This is a genomic window from Pseudomonas sp., assembly GCF_049300855.1.
Classification (GTDB): Bacteria; Pseudomonadota; Gammaproteobacteria; order Pseudomonadales; family Pseudomonadaceae; genus Aquipseudomonas.
Genome location: NZ_JBAQKH010000029.1, coordinates 366,543 through 385,411 on the forward strand (window position 1 = coordinate 366,543; position 18,869 = coordinate 385,411).

General features: G+C 60.5%; 13 protein-coding genes and 1 pseudogene. 3 read left to right on the forward strand and 11 right to left on the reverse strand.

What is annotated here, in order from left to right:
• Positions 1-55: 55 nt before the first annotated feature.
• Positions 56-190, forward strand: a pseudogene (locus WA225_RS16730) (metal ABC transporter ATP-binding protein); the annotation flags it as partial.
• Positions 191-285: 95 nt separating this feature from the next.
• Here WA225_RS16730 and WA225_RS16735 read toward each other — a convergent pair.
• Together WA225_RS16735 and WA225_RS16740 are read right to left on the reverse strand one after the other, a co-directional pair.
• The gene (locus WA225_RS16735; RefSeq protein WP_422608759.1) at positions 286-1,989 is read right to left on the reverse strand and encodes an amidase; all 1,704 of its coding nucleotides are present in this window, start codon (positions 1,987-1,989) and stop codon (positions 286-288) included.
• 306 nt (positions 1,990-2,295) lie between these two features.
• Complete coding sequence (locus tag WA225_RS16740; protein ID WP_422608760.1) at positions 2,296-3,672, reverse strand: aspartate aminotransferase family protein; 1,377 nt, start codon at positions 3,670-3,672, stop codon at positions 2,296-2,298.
• A 158-nt stretch (positions 3,673-3,830) separates the two neighbouring features.
• Between WA225_RS16740 and WA225_RS16745 the strand changes: the two genes are divergently transcribed.
• Positions 3,831-4,436, forward strand: a complete 606-nt coding sequence (locus tag WA225_RS16745; protein ID WP_422608761.1) for a TetR/AcrR family transcriptional regulator — start codon at positions 3,831-3,833, stop codon at positions 4,434-4,436.
• 1 nt (position 4,437) lies between these two features.
• Here WA225_RS16745 and WA225_RS16750 read toward each other — a convergent pair whose 3' ends face one another.
• Positions 4,438-5,211 (reverse strand): DUF3313 domain-containing protein, encoded by a 774-nt coding sequence (locus WA225_RS16750; RefSeq protein WP_422608762.1) that lies wholly within the window; start codon positions 5,209-5,211, stop codon positions 4,438-4,440.
• A gap of 294 nt (positions 5,212-5,505) precedes the next feature.
• Between WA225_RS16750 and WA225_RS16755 the strand changes: the two genes are divergently transcribed.
• Positions 5,506-6,531 carry an NAD-dependent epimerase/dehydratase family protein gene (locus tag WA225_RS16755; protein ID WP_422608763.1) on the forward strand — a complete coding sequence of 342 codons (1,026 nt, stop codon included), beginning with the start codon at positions 5,506-5,508 and terminating at the stop codon, positions 6,529-6,531.
• Positions 6,532-6,592: 61 nt separating this feature from the next.
• On the opposite strand, the gene WA225_RS16760 is transcribed toward WA225_RS16755, so the two are convergent.
• From WA225_RS16760 to WA225_RS16795, 8 genes are all read right to left on the reverse strand, one after another.
• Positions 6,593-8,956: an efflux RND transporter permease subunit gene (locus WA225_RS16760; protein WP_422608764.1), complete on the reverse strand. Its 2,364-nt coding sequence runs from the start codon at positions 8,954-8,956 to the stop codon at positions 6,593-6,595.
• Positions 8,953-10,086 carry a WD40/YVTN/BNR-like repeat-containing protein gene (locus WA225_RS16765; protein WP_422608765.1) on the reverse strand — a complete coding sequence of 378 codons (1,134 nt, stop codon included), beginning with the start codon at positions 10,084-10,086 and terminating at the stop codon, positions 8,953-8,955. The genes WA225_RS16760 and WA225_RS16765 overlap by 4 nt, the downstream gene beginning before the upstream one ends.
• A 77-nt stretch (positions 10,087-10,163) precedes the next feature.
• Positions 10,164-11,516 carry a DUF1329 domain-containing protein gene (locus WA225_RS16770; protein WP_422608766.1) on the reverse strand — a complete coding sequence of 451 codons (1,353 nt, stop codon included), beginning with the start codon at positions 11,514-11,516 and terminating at the stop codon, positions 10,164-10,166.
• A gap of 16 nt (positions 11,517-11,532) precedes the next feature.
• Positions 11,533-13,404: a DUF1302 domain-containing protein gene (locus WA225_RS16775; RefSeq protein ID WP_422608767.1), complete on the reverse strand. Its 1,872-nt coding sequence runs from the start codon at positions 13,402-13,404 to the stop codon at positions 11,533-11,535.
• Positions 13,405-13,549: 145 nt separating this feature from the next.
• Complete coding sequence (locus WA225_RS16780; RefSeq protein WP_422608768.1) at positions 13,550-14,560, reverse strand: AraC family transcriptional regulator; 1,011 nt, start codon at positions 14,558-14,560, stop codon at positions 13,550-13,552.
• Between the two features lie 55 nt (positions 14,561-14,615).
• Positions 14,616-15,893, reverse strand: coding sequence for an OmpP1/FadL family transporter (locus WA225_RS16785; RefSeq protein WP_422608769.1), 1,278 nt, complete (start codon positions 15,891-15,893; stop codon positions 14,616-14,618).
• A 36-nt stretch (positions 15,894-15,929) separates the two neighbouring features.
• On the reverse strand, positions 15,930-17,405 hold the full coding sequence (locus tag WA225_RS16790; RefSeq protein WP_422608770.1) for a DUF1254 domain-containing protein: 1,476 nt from the start codon (positions 17,403-17,405) through the stop codon (positions 15,930-15,932).
• Positions 17,398-18,834 carry a DUF1254 domain-containing protein gene (locus WA225_RS16795; protein ID WP_422608771.1) on the reverse strand — a complete coding sequence of 479 codons (1,437 nt, stop codon included), beginning with the start codon at positions 18,832-18,834 and terminating at the stop codon, positions 17,398-17,400. The genes WA225_RS16790 and WA225_RS16795 overlap by 8 nt, the downstream gene beginning before the upstream one ends.
• Positions 18,835-18,869: the final 35 nt, after the last annotated feature.

The following is an 18,869-nucleotide window of genomic DNA, read 5'->3' on the forward strand; positions in this document are numbered from 1 at the left end:
CCAGCGGCAATTAAGATGGCTGGGATGATCAAGTGATTGCAGGAAGAAGGATTGAGTGGATGTGCTCAATGAACGGCATCACAAAAAACCTGTGGGAGCGAGCTTGCTCGCGAAGGCGGCAAATCAGGCGACATTTCTTTCGGCAGACACACCGCTTTCGCGAGCAAGCTCGCTCCCACAGGGTTTTGGGTTATATGAGGCTTTTGTGACTGGAGCGAAAACCTGTGCCAGCGATGGCGGTGTGTCGGGCAACATTTTTGTTGCCTGACACACCTTTTCACCACGTTACGACAATGGCGGCGTGCGCGGCGGGATCTGGCGTTTGCTGCCGGTCGATTCAAACGCGGCGGCCAAACGCAGCAGGTTCGAGTCGTCGTAGGCGCGGCCGGCGAAGGTCAGGCCGACCGGCATGCCGATGTCGGCCATGATACCCATTGGCACGGTGACGGTCGGTACGCCGAGGTGGCGGATCGCGAGGTTGCCGTTGGCCACCCAGATGCCGTTGCTCCAGGCGATGTCGGCCGACTCAGGATTGACATCGGCGTCCGCCGGGCCGACGTCGGCGACGGTGGGGAAAAGCACGGCGTCGAGGCCCAGTTTATCCATCCAGTCTTCGAGATCGATGCGGCGGGTTTGCTCCAGACCACGCAGACCATCGGGTACGGTGGAGATTTCATTCCACGGCGTAATGCCGCGCTCGGCCATGCGCACGTATTCATCCATGCCCGCCACCAGATCACCTTCACGGTTGGGCAGGGTGCCCGGTTCGTGCGGGAAGATCTTCGCGCCGTCGACGTCGACCAGACGATTGAGTTTCGGGTCGCCGTTGGCCTGCAAAAAGTCGTCAAACGCCCAGGCAGTCAGATCCCACAGCTCATGGTGAAGAAACTCTTTCGAGACCAGACCACGGGTGAATACAGTCGGCGCGCCGGGACGATCGCCTTCGCAGTTGGAGACCAACGGGAAATCGGTTTCGATGACTTCGGCACCGGCGGCTTCGAGCGCCTGACGCGCCTGCTGCCACAGATCAATCACCGACTCACGGGTGTTGATGCGCTGGCCGGTCGGGCCACCGATGCCCGGTGCTTCGCTGGTGCCGGCTTCAGGGTCGGCATTGATGAACATGCGAGGCACGGCGAAACGCTTGCCGGCCAGCGCTTTGGCGTCGGCAGCCAGTTCGCTGTAAGCGGCGGGGCGCACGGAACTGACGCTCGGGATCGGCACCCACGGTTGCAGGCGCCAGAGGTCGCCACGGGTGTCCGGGTCTTCGGCGACGACGATGTCGAGGACTTCGAGCAAGTCAGCCATGGTCCGCGCGTAAGGCACGACGACGTCCATGGTCGGCGTCAACGGCCAGTTGCCGCGCACCGAGATCACCCCGCGCGACGGCGTGTAGGCGCACAAACCATTGTTCGACGCCGGGCCACGCCCGCTCGACCAGGTTTCTTCGGCCAGACCGAATGCGGCAAAACTCGCGGCAGTGGCGGTGCCGGCACCGTTCGACGAGCCGGAGGCAAACGGCGCGGTGAGGTAAGCGGCGTTGTAAGGGCTTTCGGCGCGACCGTAGACGCCGCGCTGCATGCCGCCATTGGCCATCGGCGGCATGTTGGTCTTGCCCAGGCAGATCGCCCCGGCAGCGCGCAGGCGTTCGATGGTGAAGGCATCGCGATGGGCGACCAGATCGGCGAAGGCCGGGCTGCCGGACGCAGCGGTCAGGCCTTTGACCAGATAACTGTCCTTGGCGGTGTAAGGAATGCCGTCGAGCGGGCCGAGGGTTTCGCCCTTGGCACGGCGCGCATCGGACGCCCGCGCTTCGTTCAAGGCTTCAGGGTTGCGCACGACTACAGCATTCAGCGCCGTCGGGGTGTCGGTACCGTCATAGGCATCGATACGCGCCAGATACGCCTGCACCAGCTCCACCGAAGTGGTCTGGCCAGACTCCAGCGCAGCGCGCAGTTGGGCAATGGAAACTTCGGTGACTTCGATCATGCGGTCACCGCCGTTTGAATTTGGGTGTTTTTCTTGGAAGAGGTGTTCATAGCGGTTCTCGTTGCACGGCTTTACGCGACAAGGTTAAGACTGGCGCCTATTTAACACCAAGCGGCGCGCGGAGTAATCGGTGGGAATGCTGTTTGTTCGACAATGAATCCTCGGCGAGCCCTTCGCGAGCAAGCTCGCTCCCACAGGGACTGCATTTCAAATTGGAACCAGGCAGCCAAAGTGGAATGCATTCCAAATGTGGGAGCGAGCTTGCTCGCGAAGGCGTCAGCCCGGCCAACCCATCACTTCAGTCGATCAAAGTACGCCGTACTCCCGCGCCGTCCGATCCACCGCGATCCGCGTCTTGTCGATCAACTCGTCCAGCTCCGTGCGCGTGGCCACCAGCGCCGGTGCCATGATCATCCGCCCCAATGTCGAACGAATGATCAAGCCTTCCTCAAAGCCAATCGTGCGGCAACGCCAGGCCATGTCGTTTTCATTGGCAAAACGCTTGCGCGTCGCTTTGTCCTCAGCAAACTGCAACGCCGCCACCAGCCCGACGCCCTGAATCTCACCCACCAGCGGGTGATTGCCAAACACTTCGCGCAGGCAATTCTGCAGGTACGGCCCGGTGTCGGTTTTCACCCGGGTGACCACGCCTTCATCGCGCAAGGCCTTGAGGTTGGCAATCGCCACGGCGGCCGCCACCGGGTGGCCGGAATAGGTCAGGCCATGGGCAAACACGCCACCTTTCTCGACCAATGCTTCAGCCATGCGCCGCGACAGAATCAAGCCGCCCATGGGGATGTAACCGGAGGTCAGACCCTTGGCGATCGACAGCGTGTCCGGCTCAAAGCCGAACGTCTGATGCGCGAACCATTCACCGGTGCGGCCGAACCCGCCAATCACTTCGTCCGCACACAGCAGCACGTCGTATTGACGGCAGATACGCTGAATCTCCGGCCAGTACGTCGCCGGCGGAATGATCATGCCGCCCGCGCCCTGAAACGGTTCGGCGACAAACGCGGCGACCTTGTCGGCGCCCAGTTCGATAATCTTGTCTTCCAGTTGCCGCGCCGCGCGCAAGCCGAATTGTTCCGGGCTGAGGTTGCCTTCGTGGGCGAACCAGTACGGCTCATCGATGTGCGCCACATCGGGAATGGTGCCGCCCATCTCGTGCATGAACTTCATCCCGCCCAGCGCCGTCGCGGCCAGGGTCGAGCCGTGGTAGCCGTTCCAGCGGCCGATCATGATTTTCTTCTCGGGCTTGCCCATCACTTGCCAGAACTTGCGCACGGTGCGGATCAGCACTTCGTTGGCTTCGGAGCCTGAGTTGGTATAGATCGCGTGGCTGTAGTGCTTGGGCAGCAGGCTGAAGAGCAACTCGGACAGCTCAATCACCGCCGGGTGAGTGGTGTGGAAGAACATGTTGTAGTAGGGCAGTTGTTCCAGCTGTGCGGTCGCCGCGGCGGCGAGATCCTTGCGCCCGTAACCGAGGTTGGTGCACCACAGACCCGACATGCCGTCCAGATATCGATTGCCGTCGTTGTCCCACAACGCCAGCCGATCGCCGCTGACCATCACCCGTGGGCCTTCCTCGTTGAGGGCCTTTTGATCAACGAACGCATGGATGTGGTGCGCAGCGTCGGCGGCTTGGTAATCGCGGGTGGTGCGGTCGAATTCGGCGGACATGGCTGATCTCCAGATAAACGGGATAAGTGAGTGCGTTCATTCCTGCGTTGTGCGAGCAAAGTTTTGTCACTTAAAAATATTTTTGTAAAGAAAATATTTGTCGGTGAAAAAATATCGCCGTAGGCTGAGCCCGACACGCAAGGATCATCAGAGGCAACATGAGCGGACTCAGAGAACGGCAGAAGGAACAGCGCAGGGAAGTCATCGCCGCAGCGGCGCTTGAGCTGTTCAAAAGCAACGGTTTCGCGGCGACCACATTGGAGCAGATCGCCGTACAGGCCGGCGTTTCCGCGCCGACGGTGGTCAATTACTTCGGCGGCAAACAGGAAATTCTGCTGGCCTTGCTCAAGCAACCGGACGAGCAGGCCATGCGCGAGGCGCGGGCGAATCTGGACGCAGACAGCGATCCGCTGGAGGCGTTGTGCGAGTTCGAAGGGCTGATGACCGATTACCAGCTACAAGCGATGCCGGCTTCGTTGTGGCGGGAACTGGCACCGTTTCTGCTGACGGGCGACCTCGCTGAAGCGATGAGCCCATGGAATGCGGCGGTGATTGAGGAAACCAAGGCGTTGCTTTTGCATTTCCAGCAAGCGGGAAAAGTGCGTGAATCGATCGATCTCGAAGTCGTGGCAACGCTATTCAATCAGTACGCGAACATGGCGTTTATCCGCTTGGCGACGCAGGAAGTCCCGGACCGAGCCGCGCATGCGTTGCACATGCGCGGGATTCTGAGTCTGTTGTGTCACGGCATGCTGGAGCGCTGAGCTATTCGGTGGCTTTCACGCAATTACCAGCCTCACGACGCATGCACAGGCGATAACGCAGTTTTTCCGCCCAGTATTTTTCTGCCGCGGTGACGTCGCTCCACGAGTCGTAGGTGCTGCTTTCGAACAGGCCAATGATCGGCCGGCGCGAACCGGTGCGGCGGTCGATTTCAGCGGCAATGACGTCACCCGATTGCGCATCGGCCAATTTGCCTTCGATGGTCACCTGACCGGTGAACGGTGGCTGCCCGGTCGTGTGAGAAGCCGCTTGCATGGCGGCGGCTTTGGCACCCGGCACACCCAATGGAATCGGAATGTAGGACGCGGCTTTCATCGATGTGTCGGCAGCCTCTGCGTCGACGATGGCCACCGAAATGCGCAAGGTGTCCGGGCCCGGCTTGTCGACCATGCGATAGTCCTTGGCCAGTTGTTCATGCAACTGGTTGTAGAACCCCTGGGCAATGGCGTTGCTGTCGGTTTGCGGTGCTTCGTGCAGTTTCGACTTGGGTCCGGCATAGAGCTGAACCGGATCGAGCATCACACTTTTATAGCGGGTAAAACTCGCCGTGGAAGCGTACTTCGGGTTGCGGTACAGCCGCAGCGCTTCGCCGTCGTCACCTTCTTTCATTTGTGGGTAGATATCGGCCAGAAAGCCTGAACCTTTGAGGTTTTCTTCGCCCAGCGGGGTGGTTCTGCCGGGTTGCGAGGTGGAGGAGCAAGCGGCGAGGGTGATGACAGCTACAGCCAACGTCAATGTGCTCAGAATGGGCTTCATGCAGTTTTCCTTGATTGCCTGAAAGGGGGGGCGCTGGGGGGCTTACCCCGCTGAAAGGCTAGTTCATGGTGGTAAAAAAACACCGGTCGCTTGCCGTTTTTTTGTGCATTGAAATCCACCGTCGCATATTTGCCGCTACGGTTCAGGGCACTGGCAGCATCTGATGGAAACATGGCGTGAAATGGACAAACCCCGGCTACCGGAGCGCTCAATCTAGCCGGTGGATCCATGCGATCTTCAACTCTAAAAATGGCTGACAGAGCAACGGCATTGCGCACGTTGCAAGGATCTCCTATGACGGATGCAAGAATGCCCTCCGGCGTCGACGGACAGACACCGCCCGTGCCTCGCTCGGTATTCATTACCGGCGCCAGTGGCTTTATCGGCAAGGCGCTGCTCAAACGCTACAAGGCACTGGGTGCAACGGTGCGCGGGATGGACCTGGTTGCCGACCCACAAAACGATATTGTCGCCGGCGACCTGACCCGGCCGGAGCGGTGGGCGGCTCACGCCAGCGGGTGCGAATTGTTCATCAACACGGCCGCCGTGGTTTCGCTGGCGGCGCCGTGGTCGCTGTATCGCGAAGTATCGGTACGCGGCGTGCGTCATTGTCTGGATGTGGCAATCGCCGCTGGCGCCAAGCGATTCGTACAGATTTCCTCGATTGCCGCGCTGGGTTGGAACTATCCGGCGCTCGCCGATGAGCGCTGCGATGTGGTGATCGGTGATCAGTATCGTTACGGCGTGGCCAAGGGCGCCAGCGAGCATGTGGTGCTGGCTGCCCATGCGGCGGGTGAGATCGACTGCACCGTGGTACGACCGGGTGATGTTTACGGCCCGGGTTCACGGGCCTGGTTGATCGAACCGTTGAAAATGGCCAAGGCCGGCGCGCTGATTTTGCCCAATCGCGGTAAGGGCGTATTCACGCCGGTGTACGTCGATGATTTGCTTGACGGCATCATGCTCGCGGCGGGGCTGGAGCAAGCGCGCGGGCAGATTTTCCACTTGAGCAGTGCGCGGCCGACGACATGTGGTGAGTTCTTCGCCAATCACTGGCGCTGGGCCGGGCGTAAAGGCTCGCCGAAAACCCTGCCGCTGCCCTTGGCCACTGCGCTGACCTCGCTGATCTGGCGGGTTAACGGGCTGTTGAAGGTCAACAGTGAAGTGACGCCGGACGCGATGTACATGCTTGCGCGCACCGCAGATATCTCTATTGCCAAGGCGCGGCGGTTGTTGGGTTATGAGCCGAAGGTGTCGCTGGTGGAAGGGCTGCGCCGCTCGGAGGACTGGCTGCGCAGTACCGGGCAGATCGGTTCATAGGTGATTGCTCCCACGCTCTGCGTTCCCACGCCGAGCGTGGGAACGCTCACGCGTGAGTTGCTTAGCGTGTGTGCTTGTTGAAGATCAGCATCGAGGCAAGGGCCGGCATCAGCAGTAACGCCCCCACCATGTTCCATAAAAACAGCAACACGAGCAGCAGGCCCATATCTGCCTGAAACTTGAGCACTGAGAACGACCATGTCGCCACGCCCAGCGCGAGCGTGATGCCGGTGAAGGCCACCGAGGTACCGGTGGTTTTCAGCGCTTCGAAGAAGGCGGCTTGAAACTTCAGCCCTTGCTGCAGAAATCCTTCGATGCGGCTGTAAAGATAAATGCCGTAATCGACACCAATCCCCACGCCCAGGGCAATCACCGGCAAGGTCGCAATCTTCACGCCCAGGCCCATTTTCGCCATGACTGCTTCGCACAACACGGTTGACAGATACAGCGGCGCCATCAAGGCAAACGTGACTTTCAGCGAACGGAACTCCCACAGCACCACCAGACTGATGATGATGAACACCAGCATCAGCATGGTCTTTTCCGAATCGCGGATGGTGATGTTGGTCGCCGCTTCAATGCCCGCGTTGCCGGCGGCCTGGAGGATTTCGAAGTCCCCGCTGTCGTAGCGCACACTGAAAGCGTTGATTGCGTTGACCACGCCGCTCAGGGTTTCTGCCTTGTGATCGGCCAGGTACAGGCTGATCGGCGCGACACTGCAGTTGGGGTCAACGAACTCGCCGGGGACATTGGAGCGGGCGTTGTTCATCACAAACTGATCGCGGGAGAACTCGGCCCATTTCGGGTTGCCCTCGTTGCGCGCGACAATATTGAAGCGCATGGCGTTGTACAGCGATTGCACTGACTCCACACCCGGCACGGCGCGCAACGTCTGTTCCAGTTGATTGGCCAGGTCGGCGGCGGCAAACCGCGCGCATTGCTCCACCGGCGTTTTGAATATCACCACGAACACATCGGTGCTGGTGGTGTAGTGATCGAGCAGGTAGGCGTTGTCCTGGTTATAGCGCGACTCGGGGCGAAACTCCGGCGCGCCCTTGTCGAGGTCGCCGATCTTCAGGTCTTGTCGCGCGGCGTAACCGACACCGAGCAGAACCAGGCTGAGCGCAATCAACGTCACGGCCTTGCGCGGTTGCACGATGGTGGCCAGCCGGCGAAACACCGGCCACGACGAACGACTGCGCTTGTGCTGCTCACGCAACCCGCGCGGGCTCACGCCGACATAGGACATCAATACCGGCAGCAAAAACATTTTGGTGAAGATCGCCACGAATACACCGATGCTCGCGGTGATCGCCAGTTGCTGGATCACGCCGATGTCGATCACTAGCAACGTGATGAAACCCACCGCGTCAGCCAGCAGCGCGGTGGTGCCGGGAATAAACAGCGCGCGGAAGGTCTTGCGCGAAGCGTCGACAGGCGTAAGGCCATGGCTCATTTCGCTCATCATCAGGTTGATGTTCTGCACCGCGTGGCTGATGCCGATGGCAAAGATCAGAAACGGCACCAGAATCGAGTACGGATCGAGGCCAAAACCCAACAGACTCAACAACCCCAGTTGACAGACCACTGTGAGCAGACAGGTCAACACCGTCACCGCCGTACTGCGCCAGCAGCGGCAATAACCATAAAGCAACGCGGTGATCAAACCGACGGTCAGGGCGAAGAACAGCACGATGTCAGCGGCTGCGGAGAGCAGGTCACCAATGATCTGGGCAAAGCCAATGACGCGAATGGTCAGGCCTTGCGCGGCAAAGTGTTGACGCACCTGTTTTTCCAGCGACTGGGTGAGGGCACCGTAATCCAGCGGTTTACCGGTTTGCGGGTCACGCTCCAACAGCGGCACACGGATGATTGCCGAATGAAAGTCGTTGGCGACGAAGCTGCCGATCATGTTGGCGCGTTGAATGTTCTGTCGCACCTGCTCCAGCGACGCGGCGCTGCCGTCGTAGGTGTCGGGAATCACCCGGCCGGCGCGCAGGCCTTCGGTGGTGACTTCTGACCACAAGGCATTTGGCGTCCACAGGGATTTGAGGTTGCTGCGGTCAACGCCGGGAATGTAGAAAACCTTGTCGTTGACTTCGCGCAGGGTCTCGAGAAACTCCCGAGTGACGATGTCACCCTTGGGGTTTTCCACCAACACACGCAGCACATTGCTTTGCGGGCGCAGCACATCTTCGAACTTCAGATAATTGGCGATGAACGGGTGGCCGGTGGGAATCATCCGGCTGAAACTGGCGTCCGGTCGCAATGACAGCGCGGCATAAGCCAAGACCAGCGTGGCAAGCGCAAACACGGCCAACACGACGCGGCGATGGCCGAACAATAGACGTTCGGTGCCCGCGACGATCCGTTGCATGAGGCTGAGCGGTACAACAGCATCGCACTGATGGGAGAGGGCGTTCATTTCGTTTGCACCTTGAAGGGAACCATCGGCAGTACTTGCAGGCCCGCAGAGCCCACCAGCAATAACTGACCGGTGCGGGTTTCACTGACATTGAGCAGCGCCGCTTTGCCCGGCGCGCGCCACACCGCGAATTGCTGAGCGTCCTCGCTGAATTGCAGCGAACCGGCTTGACCGGCAACTACGACTGCACCGGACGACAATTGCTTGATGCCGTAGAGGCTGGTTTTCAGCGGCAACTGACGCGCTGTCCACGTGGCACCGTGGTCATGGCTGACCAGCAACGTGCCGCCAAACCCGGCGGCCATGACGTCGCCGTTTTTCAGTTCGGCGAGGCTATAGATCGAGGCATCCGTGGGTTGCCGCGCGGCGTCCCAATGTGTGCCGCCATCCCCGGAGCGATAGAGACGCCCGGCTTCACCCGCGACCAGCAGGCTGCCGTCGGCCAGCCCGAGCACGCTGTTCAAGTGCAGGCGATCGGGATTGTCGAGGCCACTGACGACTTCCCACGTTGCACCACCATCGACGGTTTTGAGCAGCAGGCCATAGGCGCCGACCACCCAGCCTTCATGGGCATTGCGAAACCACAGACCGAGCAACGGGCGGGCCGGGCCAGCGTCCGTGGCGGCCTGGGCGTCGTCCATGGCGAAGTGCGCGTTGTCCAGCGCGGTGGCGAGGCGCTCGTCATCCGGCGCGGCATCGACGGCCTGTTCCACACGCGCGACGTCTGCTTCGGCGGCTTTCACCAGCAGTGGATTGATCTGGCGGCCATCGAGCTGTTTGCGCCATGTGTGCCCGCCATCGTTGCTGTGCAGGACTACGCCGTCGTGGCCCACGGCCCAGCCGTGATCGGCATCGACGAATTGCACCGCGGTCAACAGCAGGTCGACCGGCACCTGCGCTTGTTGTACCTGGCCATTGGCGTCGCGCAGAAGGATATGGCCCGAGGCGCCGACCATCACTTGCCGGTCACCGACCGATTGCACATCGCTCAAGGGTGACTGGAGGGCCCGCGGGGTCATGGCCGACGGACGTTCCAGGCGGTCAGTCAGTGTCACCGCGTGCGCGCCTGCGCTGGCACTCAGGGTCAGTAGCAGGGCAAGCGTCATCGGCAGGGAATTATTGAGCGTCATACAGCACCGGTTTTTTTATAGTGGAACGACGAGAAACGGGCGGTCACTGACCGCCCGCCGATGCGGCAAGCACGGTGTCAGCGACCACTGCGACGCAGGGCCGAGGTGCTGAAATCCTTCAGGTTCGCCTGAATGCCGAATTGCGCGCGTTTCTCTTCGTTTTCCAGCCCCGAGACGATGTAGCGACGGGCCTGCAAATCGTAGGAAACGTCGCTGATATGAATCGCCGAGAGCACGTCGTAACGCTGCAGGCTGTGAGCTTCCTGGACACGCCACAGTTCGCCGCGACCGTCGTACAGATCAGCGGCCAAAATGCCCCAGCTGTCTTCGTCGATGTAGAACACACGTTTGCCGTAGATGTGGCGCTGACCGGGTTTCAACGTGGCTTCGACCACCCAGACACGGTGCGGCTCGTAGCGGATCAGATCCTGATTGAGGTGGTCGGGCTGAATGATGTCGCTGTACTTGAGCGCGTGCGCGGCGAGTTTGTAGGTGTTGTAAGGCACCAGCATTTGTTGCTTGCCCAGCAGTTTCCAGTCGTAGCGGTCCGGCGCGCCGTTGAACATGTCGATCATGTCGTTGGTGCGCAGGCCTTCAGAGGTCGCCACCGGCGAGTCGTAGGAAATCTCCGGAGCACGCAACACGCGGCGCTGGCCGGGGTTGTAGGTCCAGGCCAGGCGCTGCTCGCTGGTTTGGTCGATGGGTTCGTGCACCAGGTTCTGGCTGCCGGCGACGCTTTCCGGCGAAGTCACTTTGCCGAGGTAGTAATACAGGCGATTGGGTTCCGGATTGCCCATCGCCGAGGCCATGGCGACCGTGACGTCACGGCGCACCGGGGTGAACTTGCCATTGGCTTGCACAACCATTTCGGTCGGATAGTAGTGGTAGCCGCCGGCGCGGTAACGCACGACGTGGTTGTAGATCGCTTCCAGGCCGGTTTTCGGGATCGGAAACGGCACGCTGGTGCGCTGGTAATCGAGCAAGCCGTTGCCATTGCCGGCCAGCGAAACGGTCGCCGCTTCCTTGCGGATTTGCGCGTACTCGCTGCTTGGCAATGCGGCACTGCGGTGGCTTGGATAGACCAGCATCTTGTAGGTCGGGTATTTCTGCAGCATGGCTTGATAGCCCGGCGTCAGTTCAGCTTTGTATTGCGCCATGTTGGCGGCGGTAATGGTGTACAGCGGTTGTTCGCTGGCATACGGGTCGATGTAGTCTTTCGACGAATCGAAACCGGCCGGAGCGCTGGTCAGGCCACCGGTCCAGGCCGGAATCTTGCCGTCGGCGCTGGCTGCTTTTTCCGCGCCCACGGGCGTCAGATCGCTGCCCAGACGGGCGATTTCCTTGGCATCCAGCACCGCGAAGGCTTGTGCACTGGCGGCGCTGATCAGCGCTGCGAGCAATGAAAGGCAGAGTATTTTTTTGTGGTTCATGGCGAGATCTCTTGAACTAGAAGCCCATCCGCAGGCTTAAGGAAATGAAGTCCTTGTCAGTGGGGGCGAAAGGGGTGTTGCCACTGCCGGACCAGGACAGTTCGGCGGAGTAATCCTGCAGATAGTCGGCGCGCAGGCCGACGGAGCCGAGCAAGCGGTCTTCGACGAAGTTACCGTCGTACGACCAGCCCTTGACGTCCTGTCCGAATGCCACGAATGGCGCCAGGTTGACCCCGGCAAACACCCCCGGATAGTTGAGTTGCGCGCGCAGGCGATAGCCCCAGGAGAACTGACTGGTGTAGCCGTCGCTGGAGCAGCCGTATTTCTTGTATGCCTGCACGGTCACGCCGCCCGCGCAACCGGCGGCGCTGCCGGACGCCAGGTCGCTGCCGTAGATTTCGGTCTTGTTGTAGCGACGCTCGGACAGGTCCGGCAGGTCGTGCATGTATTTCATTGCCGCTTCGCCCATCAGGTTCAGGCTGTCGGCGCCGAGCACTTGCGGGATCGATTTGATGAAACCGAGGGACAACTGGGAAATCTTCAAGCGGTCGTAGCCGTTGTAGACCGAGCCTGGCGCGGCGCTGAGGGCATCGTTGCCCAGCGTCAACGGCTGGCCGATGGCGGCACCGGTCAATGCAGCATTGCCGGCGAAGGCTGGAATCAGGTCACCCGTGGCCAGTTGCACCGGTTGGTTGGGGCGGAAACTGTATTCGCCAAACACCGAGGTGCCCCAGACATTGCTGGAAAAACTAAGACCGAAAATACGAATGTCTTCCGGGAAGTCGGCGAAGTAACTGGCGTTGCGTGCCGCGTTACCCGGTGCCAGATTCGGGTCGCGCCAACCGGCGCCGGTCGGGCCATACAGATCGGTAGTAATGCTCGCGTAAGGCGTGCGCGAGTGAAGGTTCATCGCGTAGGCACCGAACTCAGTGCCGATGCTGTCGGCAAAGTAGCGCAGCGACAGACCGAACTGCCCGCTGTCACCAGGTTCGTTGTCCGGTCCGCGATTGATGTATTGGCCGGCGGCGTAGGAGGCCGGGTCATTGCCACCGGCACGCGGTACGCCATAGCAACCGTCGGTGATGTAGTCGTTACTGGAAAAATACGTGCCGCAGCCTTCCAGCACCGAGGCTTTCCACTGCAATTGGTAGAAAGCTTCCAGGCTCAGGCTGTCGGTCAGGCCGAGGTTGCCATAGAGCATCGGCACCGGCACCAGCGCTTCCTTGAGTTGCGAACCAGCGCGGCGCAGGGCTGTGGTGTCGACCGGGTTGACCACATTGATGCCGTTCTGGAAGAACAGGCCTTCGCCCCAGTTCACCACCTGATTGCCCAGGCGCGCATTGAGCGGGTGGTCAGCGATGTCGAAGTCGCCGAACACGTAGGCATCGAGTAGCGCCACGCCCTGGAACTTGGCCAGATCGTTGAAGTGGCTGTCGCTCAATGTGTCGTTGGCCTGATAGCCGTTGGCCGAGTGCCCGAAATCGACGTTGTGGTGATTGAGGGTGTAGTCGTACCAGGTTTTGCCGCGAATGAAAGCGCCGTAGTTTTGCCACTTGAGTTCGACTTCACCGAGCACAGTGACCGGTGAGGACACCAGATCACCCTTGCGCCAGTTCAAACGGCTGTCGTCGACGTTGCGCGCACTGTTGGGATTGAACTGCCCGGCGTGGCCACGGCCGATGCTGTCGGCGTTGGCCTGGTTGATGAAATTGCCATTGGGGTTCTCGGCGCTCCAGACCGAACCGATGCTGATACTGCCGTTGGCCCGGCCACTGATCTCCCCCCATTCAAACTCGCCGGCATGCACGCCCTGCATGACGGCCAGCGACAACGGTGTGAGGGCTAAAGCGGTGCGCACGAGCGAGGTGCGGCGTTTGACTGGGGTCATGAAATGCCCTCCTGATTATTATTGTTGGAGGCTTGGAACAAGCTGAGGCAGATCATGAAGAGCGGGGCGGCGGAAAACCGTGCATTTCACGCCAGCGATTTACCAAATGGCGTCAATCGCTTTGTGGGTGCTCACCCCATCGAGGTTAAACGCGTGGGGTCTGTTGTTTGAGCCACTGTCGTGGGCTGACACCAAACCAGCGTTGGAACGCGCGGCTGAAGGCGCTCTGATTGGCATACCCGAGCACGTCGGTCAGTTGCATCAGGCTCATGTCCGATTCTTCGAGGTAGCGCACGGTCATGGCTTGGCGGGTCTCGTCAAGCAACGTCTGAAACGAAGTGCCTTGCTCTGCGAGATGGCGTTGCAATGAGCGCGGGCTCATGCTCATGAAGTCGGCGATACAGTCGACGGTCACGCGGCCACTGGGCAGGAAGCTGCGCAGCAGACGCTGAACATCGTTCGGCAACGGAGTGGTGTTGTGCTGACTCGACATGGCATCGAGCTGGTGTTGCATCAAACGGTACAGCGCCGGGTCAGCGTCGGTCAGGGAAATGTCCAGCCAGCGCGCATCGAATAGCCAGGCATCGAACGCGCTGTTGAAGCGTGGTGCAACGCCCAGCAGACGGCGATAACGTGCCGCGCTGGCCGCCGGCGCATGTTGAAACGTCGCCGCCATCGGCTGCCAGCGTGAACCGAGCAAGGTGCGCATCAACTGATGTCCGACGCCCATCACCAGTTCGCTGACATGCCGGCTGCCGGGCAGATTCTGCGCTTCAGTGGCGTAGTAAAGGTGCGCCAGGCCATCGGCCCTATGCACGCGCACATCGCCGTAATTGTCATGGACGTGGAAGTAGCGGCTGAGATCGGCCAATGCGTCGCCCACGTTGTTGGCATTGCGCACCAGATACAACAGTGAACCGAAGATGCCGACGCCTTGATACAAACCGAATTCCAGGCCAAACAGCGGGTTGGCACTGGCATTGCCCGCCAGTTCCAGTACCCGCGCGAAACGGTGAAAGGCAATCAGCGCATCCGGGTCGTCCAGCACATTCCTCGGCAGACCGGCTTCGCGCAGCAATTCAACGGGGTTGAGCTGCAAGCTGCGGGCGAATTCGTTGAATCCATGGAGTGATGACGCACGGGTGAGGTAACTCATGAGGGTTGTACAGCCTTGATAGGGGCCGCACATGCACGGCCCGGGTACAGGTGAATCAGAAACGCCAGGTCACGCCGCCGCCAACGATATGCAGTGCACTGTTGGGGTAACTGCCGGACAACGTCTGGCCATTGCGTTTGGTTTGCTGCACCTCCATGTCACCGAGCCAGACCAGGGTGTAGTTGAGGTTGATATCGGTGTCTTCGGCCAGTTTGTAGCTCAGGCCGGTCGCCAGCCGCCAGCTCTCGTTCATCGGGTTGTCGACGGTGCGATCCTTGTCCTTGACGGCTGAGCTGTCATAGCCGATGCCCATGTTCCAGCGCAGTTTCGGGCTGATCTGGTTTTGCGCACCGAACGACAGGTGCCAGGTATCCCGGTACTTTCGATCTGCAGAACGCGACACATTGCCGGCGGCGGAGTCCACCGACACGCCGACGTCGGCGAAGTCGCTCCAGTCTTGCCAGTTCACCGAACTGAGCAGCGTCCATTGCTCATTCAACTGATGGGTGATGCTGAACGTCGCGGTCTGCGGAATGTTCATGTCGATTTCCAGCTGATCGACGTCCAGCCGCGACAGCGCCAGATTCAGCAGGGGATTGCGCACACCATGCACCGACGGCGAGTCCTTGAATTCCAGTTTGACCTTGCTGGTGTAAGCGAATCCCAGCGTGGTGCGCGGATCGAGCTGATAGCGCAAGCCGAGATTGATCCCCACGCCCGTGTCCGTGTCCTTGTATTGCAACTTGCCGTCTTGCTGGAACGGCTGGCCCGGAAGGAAGGCGTTATTGTCGATGGCCATTTTGTCGTAGAAATAGCCATAGACCAGGCGAGGGCCGATGCCCATCGACAGGTCGTCGGTGATCTTGTAGGCGAAGGTCGGCTGCATCGAGATGCCGATCAGCGTCGATTCCTGGCTGAAATAACGCCCGGCCCAGTCATCGTCGTATTTCACGCTCAGGCCGAAGTTGCCGTACATACCGAAACCGATACTGGCGCGGTCGTTGACCTCATGGCTGATGAAAAAACTGCTGCCCGGCAGCACTGGCAGCGGGTTGCCGCCTTCGTTGCCGGAGAAGTCATTATCGCTGTCACGATCAAAACCCAGCCCACCGAGCACTGCCTGACCGGTCAGCGTGACTTGCGTCCCCTTGAGCGCGGCAATGCCCGCCGGGTTGCTCATCAGCACGCTGGGGTCGGTGGCCAACGCCGCGGAACCCGCGTTGGCCAGACCTGCGCCTTCCTGACCCGCTTCATACAACTGAATGCCGCCTGCCAGGGCCTGACCGGTAGTGCCGGCCAATGCAAGAATGATCAGTGAGTGCGTGGATCTCATCCGGAACTTCCTTATCAATAGGGACGTGCGTCAGGTTTAGTCGTGAATTGGCCCGGGCACCAGTGGCGGAGGCGTCCAATCACCTTTGATCAACGCATCGGACGGGCCATAGGCACGAAGGGTCAGAGCGAACGCCTGCTCGGGAGCAGGCAGCCAGTTGCCGACTTTGTCTTCGGTCGGGCGCTGATGCTGGATATACAGGGTCAGAGAACCGTCGGCGTTGTACTTCAAATCCTTGTTCTTGGTACCGGTGGAGTAACGCTTGATCTCGTTGACGGCAAAGAAGTGCAGCTTGTCGTACAGGGTCAGCGACCAGAAGCCGGACACGGGTGGTGTTTGCCCGGCCGGGAAGGTCAGGGTGTAACTGCGTGTACCGTTCAGACGCTGACCGTCGCCATCCTCTTCGCGGAAAATGTAGGTGGTTTCCTTGACGTTATTCTCGAAGATGTTCGACTTGGCGATGGCCAGACGCGTCAGGTAATCGGTGCCAAACGCTGCATTGTTGAACGGGCGGTTCCAGCCGTTGGCGATGCGTACGCCGTTGTGGCTGAGATAGAACAGCGGATCGACGAGGTCCTTTTCGCTTTGCTGCGCGGTGTCCTGCAATACCTTGGCGACCGCAGGATCGGCCTCACCGGCTGCGATCAAGGCGCGGAACTGCGCATACAAAGACTCTTCACCGGCAAGCGGCGGTACTTCGGCCAGCACACGCTTCAACTGCAGAAAAAAACGTTCGGGTGTGACCCACTTCATTTCGCCAGGAGGCTGATCGGTGGCGCTTTTTGGCATCGGCAATGTCGGCATATTTTTCCAGTCAATGGTCTTGACCTTGCCATCGAACGCCGACAGCGGGTACATGGCGATTTGATTGAGCAGAGGCTGAATGGCTTCACGGTCCGCCGCCGTGTCGGCCATGAATACCCGTGGTATGACCACACCGGTATTGGTTGGCGAGCGCAGGATCGCTTGAACCCCATCGGGTTTTTCGCCTTTCCAGTCAGGGCCGACAATCAGGTAGAACCCCGGCTTGCTGGCATGGATTTTCGCCACTTGAGCGAAGCTGTCGGTGCGTTGATCGGCCAGTTCATACATCCAGAATCGCTCGCCGAAGTCCGGCACTTGCAGGATCACCGGACTTCTATCCAGCGCCAGAGCGCCGAATCCGTAGACCACGTCCTGGTTCGGGTGGGCCACGATGCGTACGTTCGGGTCGATGTAGTCAGACAGCATCGCCAATTGATTGACCGGTGCCACCGGTGTCGGGCCAAGCAGGCCAATCGTCGGCACCTGCTCATACATGATGCGGCGGGTTTGCAGGTTGACCATTGGCCAGCCCCAGGCATAAGCCATTTGCGCGACCGCGTGGGCGTAGCCGGGCGTCATCACCGTGTTGGCCACCGGACCTGGAAACATGGCAGCTTCGTCGGCGTGAGCGGCCGGCAGGGCGATCAGCAAACCGCTGATCGCCAACGCAGCCAGTGTCAGTCGCGAGGGTAACGTGGACTTATTCAACGGCTTCCACCTGTGGCAACTCGTACTTGCCCTCAAGCACTTCACCCTTTGGCTGATACAACCGCAGGATCATGTAGAACGGGCCCTTGGGCGCCGGCAACCAGTTGGCGGCGAACTCGCCCTCAGGCTTGTCGGCTTGCAACGGCACATCGAACGAACCGTCGGTACGCACCTTCAAACCCTGAGTGTCGGTGCCGAGCTTGTAGCGGGCGATCGGGTTGTCCACGAGCATTTTGTCGGCGGCGTTGTAAACGGTCAGCGACCAGAATGCATCGACCGGTGGCGCACTCTTGAAGTGCAACACGTAGTGTTTGTCACCACTGAGCTGCTGGCCTTTCGAGTCGGTGGAGCGCAGCGGGTACATCGCCTCCTTCTCGCCCTGACCACCCAGATACGGACCGCTGACCAGCGCTCGCAGCGGGTAGTTGGTACCGAAACTGTCCAGGCCCTTGGCCCAGGCCCAGCCATTGCGTTGACTGGCGCTGCTCACCAGCGAAGACACCGCGACCTTCGGGCCATCGGCCAAAGCACGCACCAGACCGGCCTTTTGCGGCGGCGACAAATGCGAAGGATCAAAGCCCTTGGCGGTGAGGCCGAAGCGCGAGAATTGCGCAAACAACGCCTCATCCCGCGTTGGCACCGGGTTTTCCTTGATCGCCGCCGCCAGTTCACGGAAGAAATCCAGGCCGTCGTCAGTGGCGGCGGGCAAGGCCGGCAGGGTTACGCTTTTCGCCTGATAGCTGCGGTTGTCGCGCTGGGACAGCGGACGCAAGGTGAATTGCGCCTGCAAGGCGTGCAGCGGTTGCAGGTCCTCGCCTTCATTGACGCGCAAGCGGCCCCACAACCAGACGGTGCGGGTCGACACATCCAGACGCTGGAGACCGGCCGGGAGCTTGCCTTTCCAGCCCGGTGGCACCAGCACGTAATCGCCGGCGGCGGTGCCGGTGGTGCGGCGGCCGATGTAATGCTCCAGTTCCTGCCACATGTTGAACACATCGACCACGTAATAACGGTCGGCGGTGTCCGGAACGTGCAGCACGTAGGGCTCGTCCAGTTGCACGACAGAACTCAGGTACAGGGTGTCGTTGTTGGCCGTCGGCATATCCTTTGCCGCCGGGGTGGCGAGGGCTTTCGCCCAGCCCAGTTGATTGAGTGGCGCGCGATAGCTGGTGTCGGGACGCGGGTTCGGCACGTCGGTGTAGTCGCGAGTCACCCGCTCCATGCGTACCAGCGGATAACCCCAGATGTAGGCATTGATACCGCTGGCATAGGCGTCCGCCTCAAGCCCGGCAGCAATGTTTTCCTGGCTGGTCGGCATGTTCAGCAGGGCGTCTGGCTGGGCCTGGGCGAACGCGACTGAACCGCAGAACCCGCTGCTCAGCACGGCGGCGGCAAGGGCACAGCGCAACCAAGGTGTTTTTTTCGACATGCGTATTCTCCCAGGCGCCCGGCACCTCACCGGTT